Origin of the sequence: Pseudooceanicola sp., from assembly GCF_029213205.1 — a bacterium.
GTDB lineage: Bacteria > Pseudomonadota > Alphaproteobacteria > Rhodobacterales > Rhodobacteraceae > Pseudooceanicola.
Map to the genome: position 1 here is coordinate 1 of NZ_JARGNH010000041.1, position 16,040 is coordinate 16,040.

Below are 16,040 nucleotides of genomic sequence, written 5' to 3' on the forward strand. Positions count from 1 at the left end.
AAATCATGCGTGTGGGAATCCCCGCGATTCAGGTTTTTGGCGGGACGCTTTAGGTCGCTATGGTCCTGAGGACTTGCGCTTTCGTGCGACCGATTTCCTTAACCCCTCCAGCGCACTAGGCTCGGCAAGCTCTTTCTCACGCATTTGTTATTCAAGCGGCTGCGGCAGGGCGTCTGTCAAAGGTCTTTGCCTCATGATAGGAGGTTCCTTCTCGCATCACTCACACGCGCGCAAGGTAGCTGCTGCTGCCATCTTTTTCGTTTGCGTGTACTGATCGAGCCCATGGCGACCTCCTGATTTGGTACATTGTGCCAAGTCCAGTGTCGAAACCGACATAATTGGTACAGAATGGGCGGAAATGAGATGAAGGTGTGATGGCTTTAAGTGATTGAAATAAGTAAAAAATATGATATTTTAACGGCTGCCCGTCTGTCCATTGCCCCCATGATGGACTGGACCGATCGGCATTGCCGCTATCTGCACAGGCTGCTGAGCCGTGAAACCCTGCTCTATACCGAGATGATCACCGCACCGGCGCTGGTGCGGGGCGGTGCGGTGCATCTGCTCGATTTCTCGCCCGAGGAACATCCTGTCGCGCTGCAACTGGGCGGTTCGGACCCGGTCGAGCTGGCGACGGCGGCGCGGCTTGGGGCCGAGGCGGGCTATGACGAGATCAATCTGAATGTCGGCTGTCCCTCGGACCGGGTGCAATCCGGGGCCTTTGGGGCGGTGCTGATGAAACAGCCGGGGCTGGTGGCCGATTGTGTCGCCGCGATGCAGGCGGCATCGTCGGTCGAGGTGACAGTGAAATGCCGGATCGGGGTCGACGATCAGGACCCGGAAATCGTGCTGCCGGATTTTCTGGACCGGATGCAGCGCGCCGGGGTGGCGCGGGTCATCGTGCATGCGCGCAAGGCCTGGCTGGACGGGCTCAGCCCCAAGGAAAACCGCGATATTCCGCCGCTGGATTACGATCTGGTGCAGCGGATGAAGGCCGAGTTTCCCGATTTGCACCTGTCGATCAATGGCGGCATTGCGTCGCTGGCGCAGGCGGCGGATCTACTGGCCTCGGGGCTGGATGGGGTGATGATCGGCCGCGCGGCCTATCACACACCCAGCGATCTGCTGGCGGCGGCGGATCGGGTGATCTTTGGCGACACGGGCCCGGACGCCGATCCCATTGCGGTGACCCGCGCCATGTTTCCCTATATCGAGGCGCATCTCAGCGCCGGTGGCAAGCTGGCACAGGTGACCCGGCACATGCTGGGCCTGTTTGCCGGGCGTCCCGGTGCGCGCGGCTGGCGCCGGGTGCTGTCCGAGGGCGCGCATCGCGACGGCGCCGGTGTGGCGTTGATCGAGGCGGCGCTGGCGCGGATTGAAACCGCCGAGGCCGATGTCGCGGCGCAGAGCGCCTAACAGGTTGCTGAACGAGCCCTGCCTCGACAGGGCTTTGAGAACATGAGTCATCCTTTGGGCCGCAGCGACGGGGGGGAGGATGCGCGGGACGGATGAGACGAGCGGCTCGCGGTTCAGCTACGTTGATCTGGAGGAGCGCAGCCCGGCTCGGCAGCCACTGCGCGAACTCCGACAAGTCTCGATGCCGACTTCGAGGCGCTTTACACCGATTTCGGGCGCGTTTCGATTCCGCCGGAACGCTTGATCCGGGCGCAGCTCCGAAAGAAGAGCGAGGACGCGTTCGGATGGGCCAAAACCGTCGGCGGCATGGCTCGGACCATGGATCGCGGCGGCGAACGCGTCCGGTCGCGGTTCACTCTGGCAATGGCCGCCAACCACATCACCAGACCACCCCGGTTGCGTGCCGCATGACCCGGAGAGACGGCCCTGATGCGGGGACAGCCGTCCTGTTAAGGGACTGTTTCGGCACCCTGTTAGGGCTGACGCCCGATGCCGAGGCCACGCAGGGCAATATCGACATAGGTCAGCGCCACATCGCGCGTATTCAGCCCGCCATCGGGGTTCAACCAGCGCGGAATATCATTGACCGAAGACAGCAGCATCCTTGCGACCAGCGCTGAGTCGGCGCTGCGGTCAAGCAGCCCGGCCTCGACCGCGGTTTCGATCTGGTCGCGCAGGATACGTTCGAAACGGTCGCGCAATTCGGTGACCCGCCGCCGCCGCTCGGGATCGGAAATCGATTGAAAGCCTTGCCGCGACATCAACCACTGGTCGCGCTCACGGTCGATCCGGCTGGAATGATCGCGGAGAAAGGCGCGGATCTTTTCCACCGGATCGTCACTGGCCGCCATCGCGGTGCGCACGCTGTTGATCAGCTTGTTCATCCGCTCAACCAGAACATGCTCGTAGAGCGCTTCCTTGTCTTGGAAATGGTAATAGAGCGCCGGTTTGGTCAGCCCTGCCGCGGCTGCAATGTCGCGGATCGAGGTGCGGTCAAAGCCGTTGCGCGCGAATAGCCCCATGGCGACATCTGCGATGGCGTCGCGGCGCGATCCGCGCGGCGCCCGAGGGGCCCGCGCCGGACGTGCGGCGGCTTTGGCTTTGGTCTGATCGGTCGCCATGGCAGGTTCCTTGCTTGCGGATCACCGGGGTGATCCGCGCCAGACTAACCGCCAGATAGGGACGGCGAAAGGCTTTCTTCTCAGATGGATGACAGGTTCAGGATACCGGCGCGGATCATCCGGGCCAATTCCGGCGCCCGCGTCTTGATGCGGGTCTCGGCGCCTTCGATCACCAGCACCAGGGAATCGCCTGCCGTTCCATGCCGCACCTGGGCGGCCACCGCCGCCAGACCGGCAGCGGAACCGGCACCGACAAACGAGCCCTGGCGCCGCCCCTCGGCGATCTCGATCAGCTTTGCGGGGATGTCGACCACCGGCTGATCGGGCGCGCGTTCGGCATTCAGTCGCACCAGCATCCGCCGGATCTGCATCTCATCCTGCATCGACAGCAACGCCGCACCGGCGGCGCTACGCGCCAGATCGTGCTGACAGCCGACCGAGACATTCCGCTCCGGTCCGAAATCGGCGACATAGATCACCTGCGCCCGCATCTCGTTCAGCCGGGTCAGCAGCACGGTTTCACCGGCGTGGCGCGCCAGGGTCTGCACCAGATTGACGATCGCCCCCTGACGGATCAGCGAGGGGTCCATCCAGGCACCGAGCAACCCGGTGCGCCGGGTCAGCCGATAGGTGCGTTCGATCCGATTGTGTTGAAGATAGCCCATCGCCACCATCGAGCGCAGCAAGGCCGAGGTCGAGGATTGCGGATAATTCAGCGCATGGGCGATTTCCGAGATGCTGACATCGCGGCGCACATGATCAAAGAATTCAAGGATTTGGATTGTCCGGGCGGCGGATTTTACCACCTCTGCGGGCAATTCTGCACGAAATCCTGGCGGCGCCTCCTGCGGGGCAACCGGCATGGTATTTGCCATCTCATAGGACAATGGTGACACTCCTCCTGAACCACCCCGCCGCCGGATACACCTGCGACGATGCCTTTTTCCATTTACTGAATGGTAGTTGATTTCATTTACTGAACGGTAGTTAAAAAAATGCGGAGCACGAAGTCAAGCGCCTGACACGAATGGCCACGAATTTTGGAGTCACGTCATAGAAAAAACCGGCTGATGAGCGGCGGGTTGGGGCCAGATCACGGCGCGTGAAACGCTGGCCCCGGGCCGTCAGATCATCAGGGATCCACCGTTAATGTCGTGAATCGCACCGGTGATGAACCCGGCGTCGCGGCTGGCGAGAAAGCCGACGAGCGCGCCAATATCCTCGGGCTCGCCAAATCGGTTCACCGGGATGTTTCCCTTCAGGCTTTCGATCAATTCCGGCGGCGAGCCGTCGGTCATGGCTCCGGTGATTCGCCCCGGACAGACCGAATTCACTGTGATCCCCTCAGGGGCCACCTCTTTGGCGAAGCTGCGGGTCAGGCCCAGAATGCCGGTCTTGGTCACCACATAATGCACCCCCGCGACATTGGCCGGGGTTCGCCCACCGCGCGAGCTGATGTTGACGATTCGGCCCCAGCCGGCCTTGCGCATCGGCGGCAGGCAGATCTGCGACATGCGGAAGGGCCCGGTGATGTTCACATCCATCACCCAGTTCCATTCATCGAGGCTGACCTGTGACGGCCGCGCCGCCTTTTTGTCGCCCGGTTGTTTGGGGGAGATCCCGGCGTTGTTGACCAGCACTGCGATCCGGTCAAAATCGACATCGCCCAGCCGCTGGCGGAAGGAGGAGCGATCCTCTTCGTTGCCGACATCCAGTTTCAGCGGCGTGGTGTCAAAGCCGTTGGCATTCATCGACGCCGAGGCGGCGGCGACCTCATCCGCAAGGATATCGGTCATCACGATGCGATACCCCATCGAGCCGAGCTTTTTCGAAATCGCCAGGCCCATGCCCCGGCAGGCACCGGTTACTACCGCGACTTTGCCGTCGCCTTCACGTTTCACATCGTTGGCCATGAGAACACCTGTCCATAAGTTTCAAGAGGGGTACCCGGCCAGTTGCGCCAGGGTCCGCGCCGTCGATCCGTATTCGTAATCCAGCATCAACAGCCGCCGCGCCAGTTTCGCCGCAGGCAGCACATCGGTCATCCCGACACCGCCATGCAGCTGCACCACCTCTTTGCCGATATGGCTGGCGGCGGCGCGGGTCTCCAAGGTGGCCAGGGCCAGGTCGCGCAGGCTGGCAGAGCCGGAGTCGAGTGCCAGAACCGCCTCGGTCACCGTGCCGCGCGCCACGGTGCAGGCGACAAAGATATCGACGGTCTTGTGGCGCAGCACCTGAAACGACGAGAGCGAGACGCCGAATTGTTCGCGTTCGATCAGATAGGCGATGGTCATGTCCAGCGCCCGGCCCGCCGCGCCGATTGCCTCGGAAGCGGCGACCAGGGCGCAGCGTGCCTCGACTTCGGTGATGGCGGCAGAGTCGAGCACGGCCAGCGGGGTAAAGGCGGTCGGGGTGGCGAAGGTGACCGCCAGCGCATGCCGGGTGTCCATACGGCGGCGGACTTGATAGCTGGCGCCACTCTCTTTCGTGACCTCGATCAGCGCGACCTTGTCGCCAAACGACAGCGCCACCAGGAGATGATCGGGCGGCACAGCCCCGTCGATCCCGGCCAGTGTGCCGGTCAGCGTCACGCTGTCGCCGCTCGCAGACAGGCTGAGCCCGTTGTCGCGCAGCTGATCCTCGACCATGGCGCCAAGCGCGGCGGTCATCACCTTGCCGCTGTTCAGAGCCGCATCCAGACGGTCGCGTATCGGCTCGGGGCAAAGCGCGGCAAGCTCTGGCACCGCGCAGGCGCTTCCGGCCAGGGCCAGCGGCCCGCCTTCGGCGCCGCAGGCCTCGGCAATCGCGGTCAGCCCCTCATAGCCGAGCCCCAGCCCGCCGCGGTCTTCGGGCAGCAGCGCCAGGTTCCAGCCCATGTCATCGGCGGCTTTCAACAGCGCGGCACAGCCCGCCGGGCTGTCATCGCGGGACAGTTTCAGAGCCATATCGGCGGCAGAACGGGCGGCACTGTCATAGATGTCGCCGGGAAACATTGGAACGGTTGCAGGCATGTCTCAGTTCCCGAACAGGCGGCGCGAGATGAGGTTGCGTTGCACCTCACTGGTTCCGCCGAAAATGGTGCGCGCACGCTGATAAAGGAAATTCGGTAACCATTCGGCTTCGTCCGGGTGATTGCCTTGCTCCGGCGGGGTAAAGTCCAGCGCCTGGCGTCGTCCACCGGCCTCGGCACCGATCTCGGTCAGTTCCTGAAACAGCGCGCCAAAGGCCAGCTTGATCACCGAAGGCGACAACCCGACCGGACGATCCGCCGCCAGCGCCTCGATGGCTTCTTCGCCGAGACGACGCAGACCCATCAGCCGTGAATCCACCCGCGCCAGACGGCCCAGCAGTGCCGCACGTTCGCCCTGCCGTGCCGGGCCGGTCACCTCGGTCTCGATCAATTCGCGCACCCGGCGGGCCAGGACCGCGCCGCCCGGCACCTGATGCACCGGGCCAAGCCGTTCGCGATCAAGCAGGAATTTGGCATAGGTCCAGGCCGCGCCCTCGTCGCCGACGCGATTGGCCACCGGCACCCGGACATCGGTAAAGAACACCTCGTTCAGGTGATGCCAGCCGTCGATCGAAATGATCGGTCGCACCTCAAGCCCCGGGCTGTCCATCGGGATCAGCAGCAGGGAAATGCCATGCTGTTTCCTGTCGCCACGTCCGGTGCGCACCAGGGCAAACATCATCTGGCTTTCATGCGCCTGGGTGGTCCAGATCTTCTGGCCGTTGACGACATAGTCGTCGCCATCCAGCACCGCATTGGTGCCTAGATTGGCGAGGTCGGATCCGGCATTCGGTTCCGAATAGCCCTGGCACCAGAAATCGCTGCCATCCAGAATCCGTGGCAGAAACGCCTGCTGCTGTTCGGGTGAGCCGAAGGCGATCAGCACCGGGCCAATATGGCGCAGCCCCTGATGCGGTGCTGGCGGGCAGTCGAATTCAGCTTGCACCTCGTCAAAGATAAAGCGCTGGCGCACCGACCATCCGGTGCCACCCCATTCGACTGGCCAGGTCGATGCTCCCCAGCCTTTCTGGGCCAGAATGCGTTGCCAGGCCAGTTGATCCTCGACGCCGATCTTGTGGTAGGAGGCCACCCTCGCACGGATATCGGCAGGGCAGTTTGCGGCAACGAAATCGCTCACCTCTTGTCGGAATTCGGCCAGATCGGCAGTATCGCTCATAGATAGATTCTCTTGGCTCTGGTTGCCGCGAAAGTGGCACCGTGCCTCGACCTGCTCCATTGCCGCCGCCGCATCATCACATATCTGCGGTTCGGTTAACGCTTGCGGGCAGCCCCGGCTTTGGCGAGGTTGACTGGGTATGACCCGCAGGAGCATTGGCCATGACATTGAGGTTTATCGAAACCGAACGCGGCGCCTTCCGCTATGAATTGACCGGGCAGGGGGACGGCCCGGTTCTGGTGCTGCTGCACGAAATGGGCGGCAGTCTGCACAGCTGGGATGCGGTGATGCCGGTGTTGATCAAATCGCGCCGGGTGCTGCGCTACGACATTCGCGGCTATGGCATGTCGGTCAAGGTGACCGGGCGCTTCGAGATGTCCGATTGGGTCGCTGATCTGGCGGCGCTGCTCGATGCGCTGGCGATCGCGGCGCCCGTCGACCTGGCCGGGTGCGCCTTTAACGGCGGCACCGTGCTGGCCTTTGCCGCCGCCCATCCGACCCGGGTGCGCAAGGTGCTGGCGATGTCACCGGTGACCGAGGTGCTGGCCGAGCGCCGCGCCGCCATCGCCGAGATGAGCGACCGGATGGAGCATCAAGGCATGGCGGCGGTGATCGACAATATCGAGAACAGCTATCCCGAATACCTGCGCACGGATGCTGCGGCGTATGCTGCGTTTCGCGCCCGCTGGCTGGGCAATGATCCCCGCAGCTTTGCCGAAAGTTACCGGATGCTGGCGCGGCTCGCGATGATGGATGACCTGGCCCGGATCACCTGTCCCGTGCTGCTGGTCGGCGCCAAGGGAGATCCGCTGCGCCCGCCGGCGCTGGTGACGCCACTGCAGGCAAGGATCGCCGGGTCGGACTATCGCGAGGTCGACAGCGGCCATTACCTGCCGGTGCAGACGCCCGAGATTTTTCTAGACCTGGCGGACTGGTTCTAGCTGTCTTTACGGTCAGCCAGTCCGCGTTCAAACAGGATCGGTTGACCATGCGGTGTCGCATGGGCAGCGCGTTGCCAGATTTGCGCGGCCTCGGCAACCTGCGCCGGGTCGGTCAGGGCGAGGCGCGCCAGAAGCGCCTCAAGCGTTGCCAGCCATGCGGTAAAGTATTGTTCGGCGTGATCGGCGCTGCTGGTGGCGGTCGGCGGCGCGATATCACTGTGCAGCCGCTCTGAAAACGCGGCCGCCCATTCGGGCCAGGTGAAGGTTCCGGCCTCGTGCAGGGCAATGGTCAGGGCAAAGGCCTTGGCCTGCCAGGGGGCAAAGAAATGCGGCTCGGCGCCTGCGCCGGTGATCCCGGGGATCGGGGTGTCAGGCGCGGACAAGATAGGGCTCCCAGGCATCGACAGAAACGCTGTCGCCTGTGGCTTCTGCCGCGCCAAACAGGGTCTCAGCCTCGAAAACAACGGTATAAAGCCAATCCGCCGCCTGGCGGTCGCCCTCGGCGCTGGCATCGGCGAAGGCGTGGAACCCCTGCACCGACTCGATCCGACCGACCTTGTCGCGGGCATAGCCGGGCAGGCGGGTGTGACCGGCGGGCTGATGGTTCCGGGTGCGCACCAGATCGCCCGGCGCAAAGCCGGGGCGCGCCGCGCCCGGATCGCGGTCGACCGGGCCACCACGGGCCAGCACGCCGGGCACAGCGCTGGCGCTGAGGCAGGTTCCCGGCGGTGTGGTCGGCGCGGTTCCGGCATGGCCAGCGGCCAGCTCGGCCTCGGTGACCAGGCCTTTGGCGGTCAGCAATTCCGCAAGCGCGGTCAGCCAGAGCTGGAAATAGCTCAGCCGGTAATACTCGGCCGGGTCGCGGTTTTCGCGCATGAATCGGCTTTCGTCGATGGTCCAATGCCCGCCCGCCCCAGCGGCGACGGTGATCGCCATAGCGCGTGGCTCCCAATTCGCCCCGGGGTGATAGGCGCTGGCGTTCAGCGCCGGAGCCACCGGGCCGAAGCCGTGGCGCCCGCCGATATCCTGCGGCCCGTTCACTGCGCCGCCCCTGGTGCCCGCGCCAGGCCGGTGCCGATCATGCTGTTGCGGCTGACCAGTTCGGCCAGCGCCTCTGCCGACCAGCCCTCGGTTCCCGAGGGGCGCATCGGCACCACCAGATAGCGCATCTCGGCGGTCGAATCCCAGACCCGGACCTTGGTCGTGTCCGGCAGGGTGACGCCGAATTCGGCCAGCACCGCGCGCGGTTCGCGCACGGCCCGGGCCCGGTAGGGCATGGATTTATACCAGACCGGCGGCAATCCCAGCACCGACCACGGGTAGCAAGAGCAGAGGGTGCACACCACCATGTTGTGGCATTCGGGGCTGTTGAACACCGCCTGCATATGTTCGCCCTGCCGCCCGGTGAAGCCCATCGCGGCGATGGCGGCCGTGGCGTCGCGCGCCAGCCAGTCGTGAAATTCCGGATCGCTCCAGGCGCGGGCGACCACGGTGGCGCCATTGTGCGGGCCGATCTTGGTCTCATAGGTCTCGATGATCACATCGAGCGCTGCCGGATCGACGATACCCTTTTCGGTCAGCAAGGTTTCCAGCGCCATCACCCGGGCGGTCATCTCGTCCAGCTCACTGCCGTCGTGGTCGTGGTCATGATCGTGCGGCATCTCGCGCCTCGCTGGGGTTCTGGATGTCTCAGCGGTAGCAAACCGCGCCCGGTGCCGTCCACTGCCAATTGCCAAGGTCTTGCGGGCCGCAGATCACGGGACCGGGCGCGGCCTGCGATATTCTGTCGTTTCCAGGGATCACAGAACCGCCGATCCGGGGTCTCTGAGGCGCGCGTCACCTGCAGGAGGCCGACGATGGTCGCGGCAGGGATCATCCACCGCGCCGTTTCGCCGGGTGCTGCCCTGGCTGGCACTGTACCTGGCCAAACCGCTGTCGCGGCGCCGCGACACTTGACAGTCGCGGTGCTGATGCGCCCGATGTGATGCAGGAGGATCATCCAATGCCAAACAAGCTGACAATCGCCCTGACCGCCCCCGGAATGATGGGGGCCGGGATCGGCGCCCGCCTGACCGCCCATGGTTGCCGGGTCATCGTGCCCTTGGCCGATCGCTCGCTCGCCAGCCGCGAACGCGCGGCACAGGCCGGGATGGAGGGCGCCGATTGGGGCGATCTCGGGCGCGCCGACATGATCCTGTCGGTGGTCTCGCCCGAACATGCCGAGGCAACGGCCGAGCGGGTTGCCGCCGCCAATCCGGGCAGTCGGGCGATCTATGTCGATCTGAACGCCATCACCCCGGCGCGCGCCGAACGCATCGCCGCCGTCACGGGCAGTGCCGGGCTGCGGTTTTCCGATGGTGGCATCATCGGCCCGCCGCCGCGCGAGGGTGGCCGCGAACCGGTGCTCTACCTCTCCGGCCCGGCAGCGGTCGAGGCGGCAGGGTTGCGCGCCTACGGGCTGCGCACTGAGGCGCTGCGCGGCGGGGTGGGCGAGGCCTCGGCACTGAAACTGTCTTATGCGGGGATCACCAAGGGGCTGGCGGCGCTGGGCGCGACAATGATGCTGGCCGCCTCGCGCGCCGGGGTCGAGGAACAGCTGCTGGCCGAACTGAACCTGTCGCAATCGCATCTGGCGCAGGGCTTTGCCCGCTCGGTCCCCGACATGCTGCCGAAATCCGGGCGCTGGGTCAGCGAGATGCACGAGATTGCCGATTTCATCGGCCCCGACATGCCGGAAGAGGGCATCTATCGCGCCATTGCCCAGCTTTACGAGCGGTTGTTCGACGCCCATCGCGCCGATGGCGACGAGGCCGAGATCCTGCGCGACCTCACCGGGCGTTGAAGCCGGGTCTGCTGGGGTGTCCCGGGCGGAGGTCTGACCACCGCCCGGCAACGCCGGTCAGCTCTCTCCGGTCACCTTGGCCAGCGCCGGGAAATATTCGGCACCGAAACCGGCGGCTTTGGATATTTTCATCCGCGCCTCGGCCAGCGCCGCGCCGGGGGCGTCGATCCCGGCCTCACGCGCCAGATCGAGCGCATAGCTGACATCCTTCAGCGCGTAATCGGTGGGAAAGGCGCCTTCCGGGAAGTCACCCGGCAACATTGCCTTCATGCCGTGATTGCGCAGCGCGAAACTGTCGGCAGAGCCTTTCGAGAGCACCTCGAACAGCAGCGCCGGATTGATCCCGGCGGATTTGCCCAGGGCCAGCGCCTCGGACAAGGCCACCACGGTTTCAAACAGCACCATGTTGTTGAGGATCTTGGCGACCTGGCCACAGCCCACCGGGCCGCAATGGGTGACTTCGCTGGCGGCATGGGCCAGCATGTCGCGCAGCCGGGCGAATTCGCCATCGCTGCCGCCGACCATGATTGACAATGTGCCGGATTCCGCCGCCGCGCGGGTGCGGGCCACCGGCGCGTCGACCCAATCGATGCCCTTTGCCTTTGCCGCCGCCGCGATCTCGCGGGTCAGCCCGACCGGGGCGGTGGTCATGTCGACCACCAGCAGCCCCCTGCGCCCGGTTTCCAGAATACCACCGGGCCCACGGGCCACCGCGTCCACCTGCGGCCCGCCGGGCAGCGACAGGAACAGCACGTCGACGTTCTGCGCCATCGCCGCAATCGAGTCCGCAGCGGTGGCGCCATAGCTCACCAGCCGCGCGACCGGGTCCGGGTTCAGGTCAAACACCTGCGCCGGGGCGCCAGATTTCACGATCATATTGCGACAGATCGGTTCACCCATCACGCCCAGGCCTGCAAAGCCAAACGATTCCATGCCAATCCTCCCTTGGTATACCGGTCTGATCTGGCACGGGTGCGGCGTGGGTGCAATCCCGGCTAGTCCGGATCCGTGGTCGCACCGCCAACCGGTTCTGCGGCCAGATCGGCCAGGATCGGGCAATCCGGACGGGCATCGCCATGGCAGGCGGTGATCAGCCCGGCCAGGGTGTCACGCATCGCCACCAGCCCGGCGATCTTGGCCTCGATCCTCTGCAGATGCTCCTGCGCAATGGCGCGGACCTCGGCGCTTGAGCGGTCGCGATCGGCATAGAGCGCCAACAGGGCGCGGCATTCCTCAATCGAAAAGCCCAAGGATCTGGCCCGGCCCAGAAACGCCAGGTTGTGCATGTCGGTGTCCGAAAAATCCCGATAGCCATTGTCGCGCCGGGCCGGGCTGATCAGCCCGATATCCTCGTAATAGCGGATGGTCTTTGCGGGCAGGCCGGTGCCTGCGGCGACATCGCTGATATTCATGGCATCCTCAGCTGAGTTGCGCGGGGATCGCCCGCAGTCGCAGAGCATTGCCGAGGACAAACAGCGAGGACAGCGCCATCGCTCCTGCCGCCAGCATCGGTGACAATTGTAGCCCGAAACCGGGATAGAGGGCGCCCGCCGCCACCGGGATCAGCACGATGTTATAGGCGAAGGCCCAGAACAGGTTTTGCCGGATATTGCGCATCACCCGGGTCGAGACCTCAATCGCAGTCACCACCCCGGTCAGATCGCCCGACATCAGCACCACATCGGCGCTTTCGATGGCGACATCGGTGCCGGTGCCAATCGCCAGGCCAACATCGGCACGGGCCAGCGCCGGGGCATCGTTGATGCCATCACCGACAAAGGCCACCGCGCCATGGGCGGCGCGGAGCGCGTCGATCCGCGCCAGCTTGTCCTCGGGCAGCAATTCGGCATGGACCTCGTCGATCCCGAGGTCAGTGGCAATCGACTCGGCGGTCGGCGCCGCGTCACCGGTCAGCATGATCACCCGCAGCCCGCGGGCGCGCAGCGCCGCAATCGCCGCCGCGCTCGTCGGCTTCACCCGATCGGCCACCGCGATCAGCAGCGCGATCTGGCCATCAATGGCGACGAACAGCGGCGTGCGCCCCTTGGTCGCCAGCGCCTGTGCTTGCGCGGCCAGCGGTCCCAGGGCGATGCCTTCGCGGATCATCAGCCGCTCGGCCCCGATCAACAGGTCACGCCCCTCGACACGGGCAAACAGGCCAAAGCCGGGATCGGCACGCATCGCCTCGACCGCTGGCAGAGCACTCAGGCCGCGCCCGGCGGCACCTTCGACCAGCGCCTTGGCAATCGGGTGTTCGGATTGCGACTCGGCCGCTGCGGCCAGCCGCAGGGCGTCGTCAGCCTCGAGGCCCTCGGCGGCGATCACATCGCTCAGCACTGGATGGCCCTCGGTCAGGGTGCCGGTCTTGTCCAGCGCCACCGCCTTGACCCCCTGCAGCGATTGCAACGCGTCGCCGCGCCGGAACAACACCCCCAGCGCCGCCGCCCGGCCAGAGCCGACAACGATCGAGGTCGGCGTTGCCAGCCCCATGGCGCAGGGGCAGGCGATGATCAGCACCGACACCCCGGCCACCAGCGCATGGGTCAGCGACGGGCCAAAGATCAGCCAGATCAGAACGGTCAGCGCCGCCGCCGTCATCACCGCCGGCACGAACCAGGCGGTGATCCGGTCGACGACAGACTGGATCGGCAACCGGGTCGCCTGCGCCTCTTCGACCATCGCGATGATCCGGGCGAGGGTGGTTTCGCCGCCGACCTTTTCGGCCCGGATCCGCAGGGCGCCGTCGCCATTCACCGTGCCCGCGACCACCGCATCGCCGCTGCGCCGCGCCACCGGCAGCGGTTCACCGGTCAGCATCGATTGGTCGATATGGCTGGCACCGCTCACCACGATGCCATCCACCGGCACCGTCTCTCCGGGCCGCAGGATCAACACATCGCCCAATTGCACCGCATCAATCGCCACATCGACACCGGTGCCGTCGCGTTCCAGCCGGGCAAAGCGCGGGCGCAGCCCGATCAGCGCCCTTATCGCGACGCCGGTGCGTCCCTTGGCGCGGGCTTCGAACCAGCGCCCGACCAGGATCAGCACCACAATCACCGCCGCCGCCTCGAAATAGACATTGCGCGCGCCGACCGGCAGCAGCGCCGGCACAAAGGTGGCGACCACCGAATAACCCCAGGCGGCCAGGGTGCCGATCGCCACCAGCGAATTCATCTCCGGCGCGCCCCGGGCGAGGGCGGGCAGGCCCTTGGCATAGAACATCCGTCCCGGGCCGATCAGCACCAGAGTCGTCAGCACGAATTGTGCCAGCCGCAGCGGCTGTTCGCCAATGCTGGCGGCAAGCCAATGATGCAGCGGCGGATAGAGATGGCCGCCCATCTCGACCAGAAACACCGGCAGGGTCAGGATCGCGGCGAGCAAGGCCTTGCGGCGCAGCGCCTCGGCCTCCTCGACCTTGCGATCACCACTGTCGACAGGGGCGGTGGCATCGCGGACATGGGCCGGATAGCCCGCGTCAGCGGCCGCTCGGGCCAGATCGGCGGCACTGACCGCGCCTTCGACAAAATTGACGACAGCGCTTTCCGAGGCCAGGTTCACCCGCGCCTCGATCACCCCTTGCTGGGCCAGCAACGCCTTTTCCACCCGCCCGACGCAAGAGGCGCAGGTCATCCCCTCGATCTCCAGCCGCGCCTCGGCCTGGCGCGCGGGATAGCCCGCCGCCTGCAAGGTCGCGCTCAGATCGGCGGCATTGGCGGGCGCCTCATAGGCCACCCGCGCGGTTTCCGCCGTCAGGTTCACCCGCGCCTCGCTGACCCCGGGCAGGGCCGAGAGCGCTTTTTCCACCCGCCCGGCACAAGCCGCACAGGACATGCCCGTCACCGGGATCGTTAGATTGCGCATCGCAGCACCTCTTTGGCCTAAGCTTGGCGTTCTGGCGTATAGCCCGCGTCGCGGATCGCCGCCTCGGCGATTGCGGCGTCACCTGCCACGCTCAGCAGATGCGCCGCCAGATCAACCTCGACAGCGGCACCGGGCAACGCCTTGTCGAGGGCGGCGCGCAGGGTTTTCTCGCAATGTGCGCAGCTCATATCAGGCAGGTGGAAACGGGTCATCATGGCATCGCCTCTGCTGTTTGGCGCCGCATTCAGGGCGACGCCTGTCCCACATAAGGATTCCAGTAGATGGAAGGTCAAGGGGCGTTCGCAAGATCTGTGCGAGGTCGGGCAGGCGGGCGGCCAGCTTGCCATTGCTTCGGATTTCGGCGCAGTCTCTGCCTGTCGCCCAACGGGGCGGCAGACAGCGGAGAAATGAATGATGAACAGCGCAACGACACCGGTCTTTTTCGATGGGCACAATGACATGGTGCTGAAAATCCTGCTGGACCGGGCCAGTGTTCAGGACATCGTGACCGGCTATGACGCGGGCCATATCGACCTGCCGAGGGCGCAGAAAGGCGGCTTTGGCGGCGGCTTCTTTGCGATTTTCGTGCCCGGCCGCAAGCCCGGCGCAGCCAGTCCGAACCCGATGGGCGGCGCCAGCTATGACCTGCCGCTGCCGGATATGCTCGACCACGCCACCGCCCTGGCCTTTGCCGAACGCGGCTTTCAGACCTTCGCGGAGCTCGAAGCGGCGGGCGCCCTGACCATCTGCCGCTCGGCCGGTGAAATCGCCGCCGCGCTGCCGGGGCCGAGGATGGCTGCGGTCCTGCATATCGAGGGGGCCGAAGCGATTGGTCCCGACCTTGCTGAACTCGAAGACTTCCACGCCCGGGGTCTGCGTTCGCTCGGGCCGGTCTGGTCGCGCCCGACGATCTTTGCCGAAGGCGTGCCATTCCGCTTCCCCTCGACCGGCGATATCGGCGGCGGGCTGAGCGCGGCGGGCAAGCGGCTGGTCGGTGAATGCAACCGGCTGAAGATCATGATCGACCTCAGCCATCTCAATGAAAAGGGCATGGACGAGGTCGCCGCCCTGTCCGACGCGCCGCTGGTGGCCACCCATTCCAATGCCCATGCGATCTGCCCGCATGCCCGCAACCTGACCGACCGGCAATTGCAGCAGATCGCTGACAGCGATGGCATGGTCGGGATCAACCTGGCCTCGGCTTTCCTGCGCCCGGACGGCCAGATGTCGGCCGATTTCGGGCTGGATGTGCTGTTGCGCCATCTCGACCACCTTGTCTCGATCCTCGGTGAAGATCGGGTCGGCCTTGGCTCGGATTTCGACGGGGCGGTGGTGCCGCGCGACATCGGCGATTGTGCCGGTCTGCCGGCGCTGCGCGCCGCGATGGCGGATCACGGCATCGGCCCGGAACTGATGACCAAGCTGACCCATGGCAACTGGCTCCGGGTTCTACGCCAGACCTGGGGCGCTTAAAGTCCGGCCTTATGTATCAAGCGCACCAACAGAATAGTGGATTTCCCGGCCCGTTTGAATCACCCTTAGGCCATGCAGGACAGGACGATCAACAACGCGCTGCTGGCGCTTAGAAAGCAGATCATTCGTGGTGATGGGCGTGGCCTAAAGCGTCCCGCCTTTAACCTGCGACATATCCGGCAGCAGTGAAGTAATT

General features: G+C 65.4%; 16 protein-coding genes and 2 pseudogenes. 6 read left to right on the plus strand and 12 right to left on the minus strand.

Annotated features, from left to right (window positions below):
* The first annotated feature begins 393 nt into the window (after positions 1 to 393).
* The 3 genes and pseudogenes from dusA to P1U48_RS17260 form a co-directional block, all read left to right on the plus strand.
* Positions 394 to 1,416, plus strand: a complete 1,023-nt coding sequence (gene dusA, locus P1U48_RS17250) for a tRNA dihydrouridine(20/20a) synthase DusA (protein ID WP_301070452.1) — start codon at positions 394 to 396, stop codon at positions 1,414 to 1,416.
* A 79-nt stretch (positions 1,417 to 1,495) separates the two neighbouring features.
* Positions 1,496 to 1,674: pseudogene (locus P1U48_RS17255) on the plus strand (IS5/IS1182 family transposase); the annotation flags it as partial.
* Positions 1,669 to 1,827, plus strand: a pseudogene (locus P1U48_RS17260) (IS5/IS1182 family transposase); the annotation flags it as partial. The pseudogenes P1U48_RS17255 and P1U48_RS17260, both read left to right, overlap by 6 nt.
* Before the next feature lie 62 nt (positions 1,828 to 1,889).
* Here the strand turns inward: P1U48_RS17260 and P1U48_RS17265 are convergent.
* The 5 genes from P1U48_RS17265 to P1U48_RS17285 form a co-directional block, all read right to left on the minus strand.
* The gene (locus P1U48_RS17265) at positions 1,890 to 2,537 is read right to left on the minus strand and encodes a TetR/AcrR family transcriptional regulator (RefSeq protein WP_301070427.1); all 648 of its coding nucleotides are present in this window, start codon (positions 2,535 to 2,537) and stop codon (positions 1,890 to 1,892) included.
* Between the two features lie 80 nt (positions 2,538 to 2,617).
* The gene (locus tag P1U48_RS17270; RefSeq protein ID WP_301070428.1) at positions 2,618 to 3,424 is read right to left on the minus strand and encodes a helix-turn-helix domain-containing protein; all 807 of its coding nucleotides are present in this window, start codon (positions 3,422 to 3,424) and stop codon (positions 2,618 to 2,620) included.
* A 237-nt stretch (positions 3,425 to 3,661) separates the two neighbouring features.
* Entirely contained in the window at positions 3,662 to 4,450 is a 789-nt protein-coding gene (locus P1U48_RS17275; protein ID WP_301070430.1) for an SDR family NAD(P)-dependent oxidoreductase, read from the minus strand.
* 21 nt (positions 4,451 to 4,471) lie between these two features.
* Entirely contained in the window at positions 4,472 to 5,548 is a 1,077-nt protein-coding gene (locus P1U48_RS17280) for an acyl-CoA dehydrogenase (RefSeq protein WP_301070432.1), read from the minus strand.
* A gap of 3 nt (positions 5,549 to 5,551) precedes the next feature.
* Positions 5,552 to 6,724, minus strand: coding sequence for an acyl-CoA dehydrogenase family protein (locus tag P1U48_RS17285; protein ID WP_301070433.1), 1,173 nt, complete (start codon positions 6,722 to 6,724; stop codon positions 5,552 to 5,554).
* 161 nt (positions 6,725 to 6,885) lie between these two features.
* Between P1U48_RS17285 and P1U48_RS17290 the strand changes: the two genes are divergently transcribed.
* Positions 6,886 to 7,665: an alpha/beta fold hydrolase gene (locus P1U48_RS17290; protein ID WP_301070434.1), complete on the plus strand. Its 780-nt coding sequence runs from the start codon at positions 6,886 to 6,888 to the stop codon at positions 7,663 to 7,665.
* Here the strand turns inward: P1U48_RS17290 and P1U48_RS17295 are convergent.
* The 3 genes from P1U48_RS17295 to nthA are packed head-to-tail and all read right to left on the minus strand — an operon-like array spanning position 7,662 to position 9,326.
* A complete protein-coding gene (locus tag P1U48_RS17295; RefSeq protein WP_301070436.1) occupies positions 7,662 to 8,048 on the minus strand; it encodes a nitrile hydratase accessory protein in 387 nt (128 codons plus the stop codon). The two genes, P1U48_RS17290 and P1U48_RS17295, sit on opposite strands and share 4 nt — an antisense overlap.
* Positions 8,035 to 8,706, minus strand: coding sequence for a nitrile hydratase subunit beta (gene nthB, locus P1U48_RS17300; protein WP_301070437.1), 672 nt, complete (start codon positions 8,704 to 8,706; stop codon positions 8,035 to 8,037). Before nthB ends, P1U48_RS17295 begins: the two co-directional genes overlap by 14 nt.
* A complete protein-coding gene (gene nthA / locus P1U48_RS17305; RefSeq protein WP_301070439.1) occupies positions 8,703 to 9,326 on the minus strand; it encodes a nitrile hydratase subunit alpha in 624 nt (207 codons plus the stop codon). Before nthA ends, nthB begins: the two co-directional genes overlap by 4 nt.
* 341 nt (positions 9,327 to 9,667) lie before the next feature.
* Between nthA and P1U48_RS17310 the strand changes: the two genes are divergently transcribed.
* Entirely contained in the window at positions 9,668 to 10,507 is an 840-nt protein-coding gene (locus P1U48_RS17310) for an NAD(P)-dependent oxidoreductase (RefSeq protein WP_301070441.1), read from the plus strand.
* 57 nt (positions 10,508 to 10,564) lie between these two features.
* Here the strand turns inward: P1U48_RS17310 and P1U48_RS17315 are convergent, their stop codons facing one another.
* The 4 genes from P1U48_RS17315 to P1U48_RS17330 all read right to left on the minus strand — a co-directional run bounded on the left by P1U48_RS17315 (position 10,565) and on the right by P1U48_RS17330 (position 14,583).
* Positions 10,565 to 11,440, minus strand: a complete 876-nt coding sequence (locus P1U48_RS17315; RefSeq protein ID WP_301070443.1) for an NAD(P)-dependent oxidoreductase — start codon at positions 11,438 to 11,440, stop codon at positions 10,565 to 10,567.
* A 62-nt stretch (positions 11,441 to 11,502) separates the two neighbouring features.
* Positions 11,503 to 11,919, minus strand: coding sequence for a Cu(I)-responsive transcriptional regulator (cueR, locus tag P1U48_RS17320; RefSeq protein WP_301070445.1), 417 nt, complete (start codon positions 11,917 to 11,919; stop codon positions 11,503 to 11,505).
* Positions 11,920 to 11,926: 7 nt separating this feature from the next.
* Positions 11,927 to 14,371, minus strand: coding sequence for a heavy metal translocating P-type ATPase (locus tag P1U48_RS17325; protein WP_301070446.1), 2,445 nt, complete (start codon positions 14,369 to 14,371; stop codon positions 11,927 to 11,929).
* Between the two features lie 17 nt (positions 14,372 to 14,388).
* The gene (locus tag P1U48_RS17330; protein WP_301070448.1) at positions 14,389 to 14,583 is read right to left on the minus strand and encodes a heavy-metal-associated domain-containing protein; all 195 of its coding nucleotides are present in this window, start codon (positions 14,581 to 14,583) and stop codon (positions 14,389 to 14,391) included.
* A gap of 199 nt (positions 14,584 to 14,782) precedes the next feature.
* Between P1U48_RS17330 and P1U48_RS17335 the strand changes: the two genes are divergently transcribed.
* Complete coding sequence (locus P1U48_RS17335) at positions 14,783 to 15,844, plus strand: dipeptidase (protein WP_301070450.1); 1,062 nt, start codon at positions 14,783 to 14,785, stop codon at positions 15,842 to 15,844.
* The last annotated feature ends 196 nt before the right edge of the window (positions 15,845 to 16,040 follow it).

Excerpts from the sequence above, each read along its gene's own strand:
- P1U48_RS17330 (WP_301070448.1), bottom strand. The coding sequence starts at position 14,583 with ATGACCCGTTTCCACCTGCCTGATATGAGCTGCGCACATTGCGAGAAA.
- nthA (WP_301070439.1), bottom strand. The coding sequence starts at position 9,326 with ATGCCGCACGATCATGACCACGACCACGACGGCAGTGAGCTGGACGAG.
- P1U48_RS17275 (WP_301070430.1), bottom strand. The coding sequence starts at position 4,450 with ATGGCCAACGATGTGAAACGTGAAGGCGACGGCAAAGTCGCGGTAGTA.
- P1U48_RS17310 (WP_301070441.1), top strand. The coding sequence starts at position 9,668 with ATGCCAAACAAGCTGACAATCGCCCTGACCGCCCCCGGAATGATGGGG.
- cueR (WP_301070445.1), bottom strand. The coding sequence starts at position 11,919 with ATGAATATCAGCGATGTCGCCGCAGGCACCGGCCTGCCCGCAAAGACC.
- P1U48_RS17315 (WP_301070443.1), bottom strand. The coding sequence starts at position 11,440 with ATGGAATCGTTTGGCTTTGCAGGCCTGGGCGTGATGGGTGAACCGATC.
- P1U48_RS17325 (WP_301070446.1), bottom strand. The coding sequence starts at position 14,371 with ATGCGCAATCTAACGATCCCGGTGACGGGCATGTCCTGTGCGGCTTGT.
- P1U48_RS17335 (WP_301070450.1), top strand. The coding sequence starts at position 14,783 with ATGATGAACAGCGCAACGACACCGGTCTTTTTCGATGGGCACAATGAC.
- P1U48_RS17280 (WP_301070432.1), bottom strand. The coding sequence starts at position 5,548 with ATGCCTGCAACCGTTCCAATGTTTCCCGGCGACATCTATGACAGTGCC.
- P1U48_RS17265 (WP_301070427.1), bottom strand. The coding sequence starts at position 2,537 with ATGGCGACCGATCAGACCAAAGCCAAAGCCGCCGCACGTCCGGCGCGG.
- P1U48_RS17285 (WP_301070433.1), bottom strand. The coding sequence starts at position 6,724 with ATGAGCGATACTGCCGATCTGGCCGAATTCCGACAAGAGGTGAGCGAT.
- P1U48_RS17290 (WP_301070434.1), top strand. The coding sequence starts at position 6,886 with ATGACATTGAGGTTTATCGAAACCGAACGCGGCGCCTTCCGCTATGAA.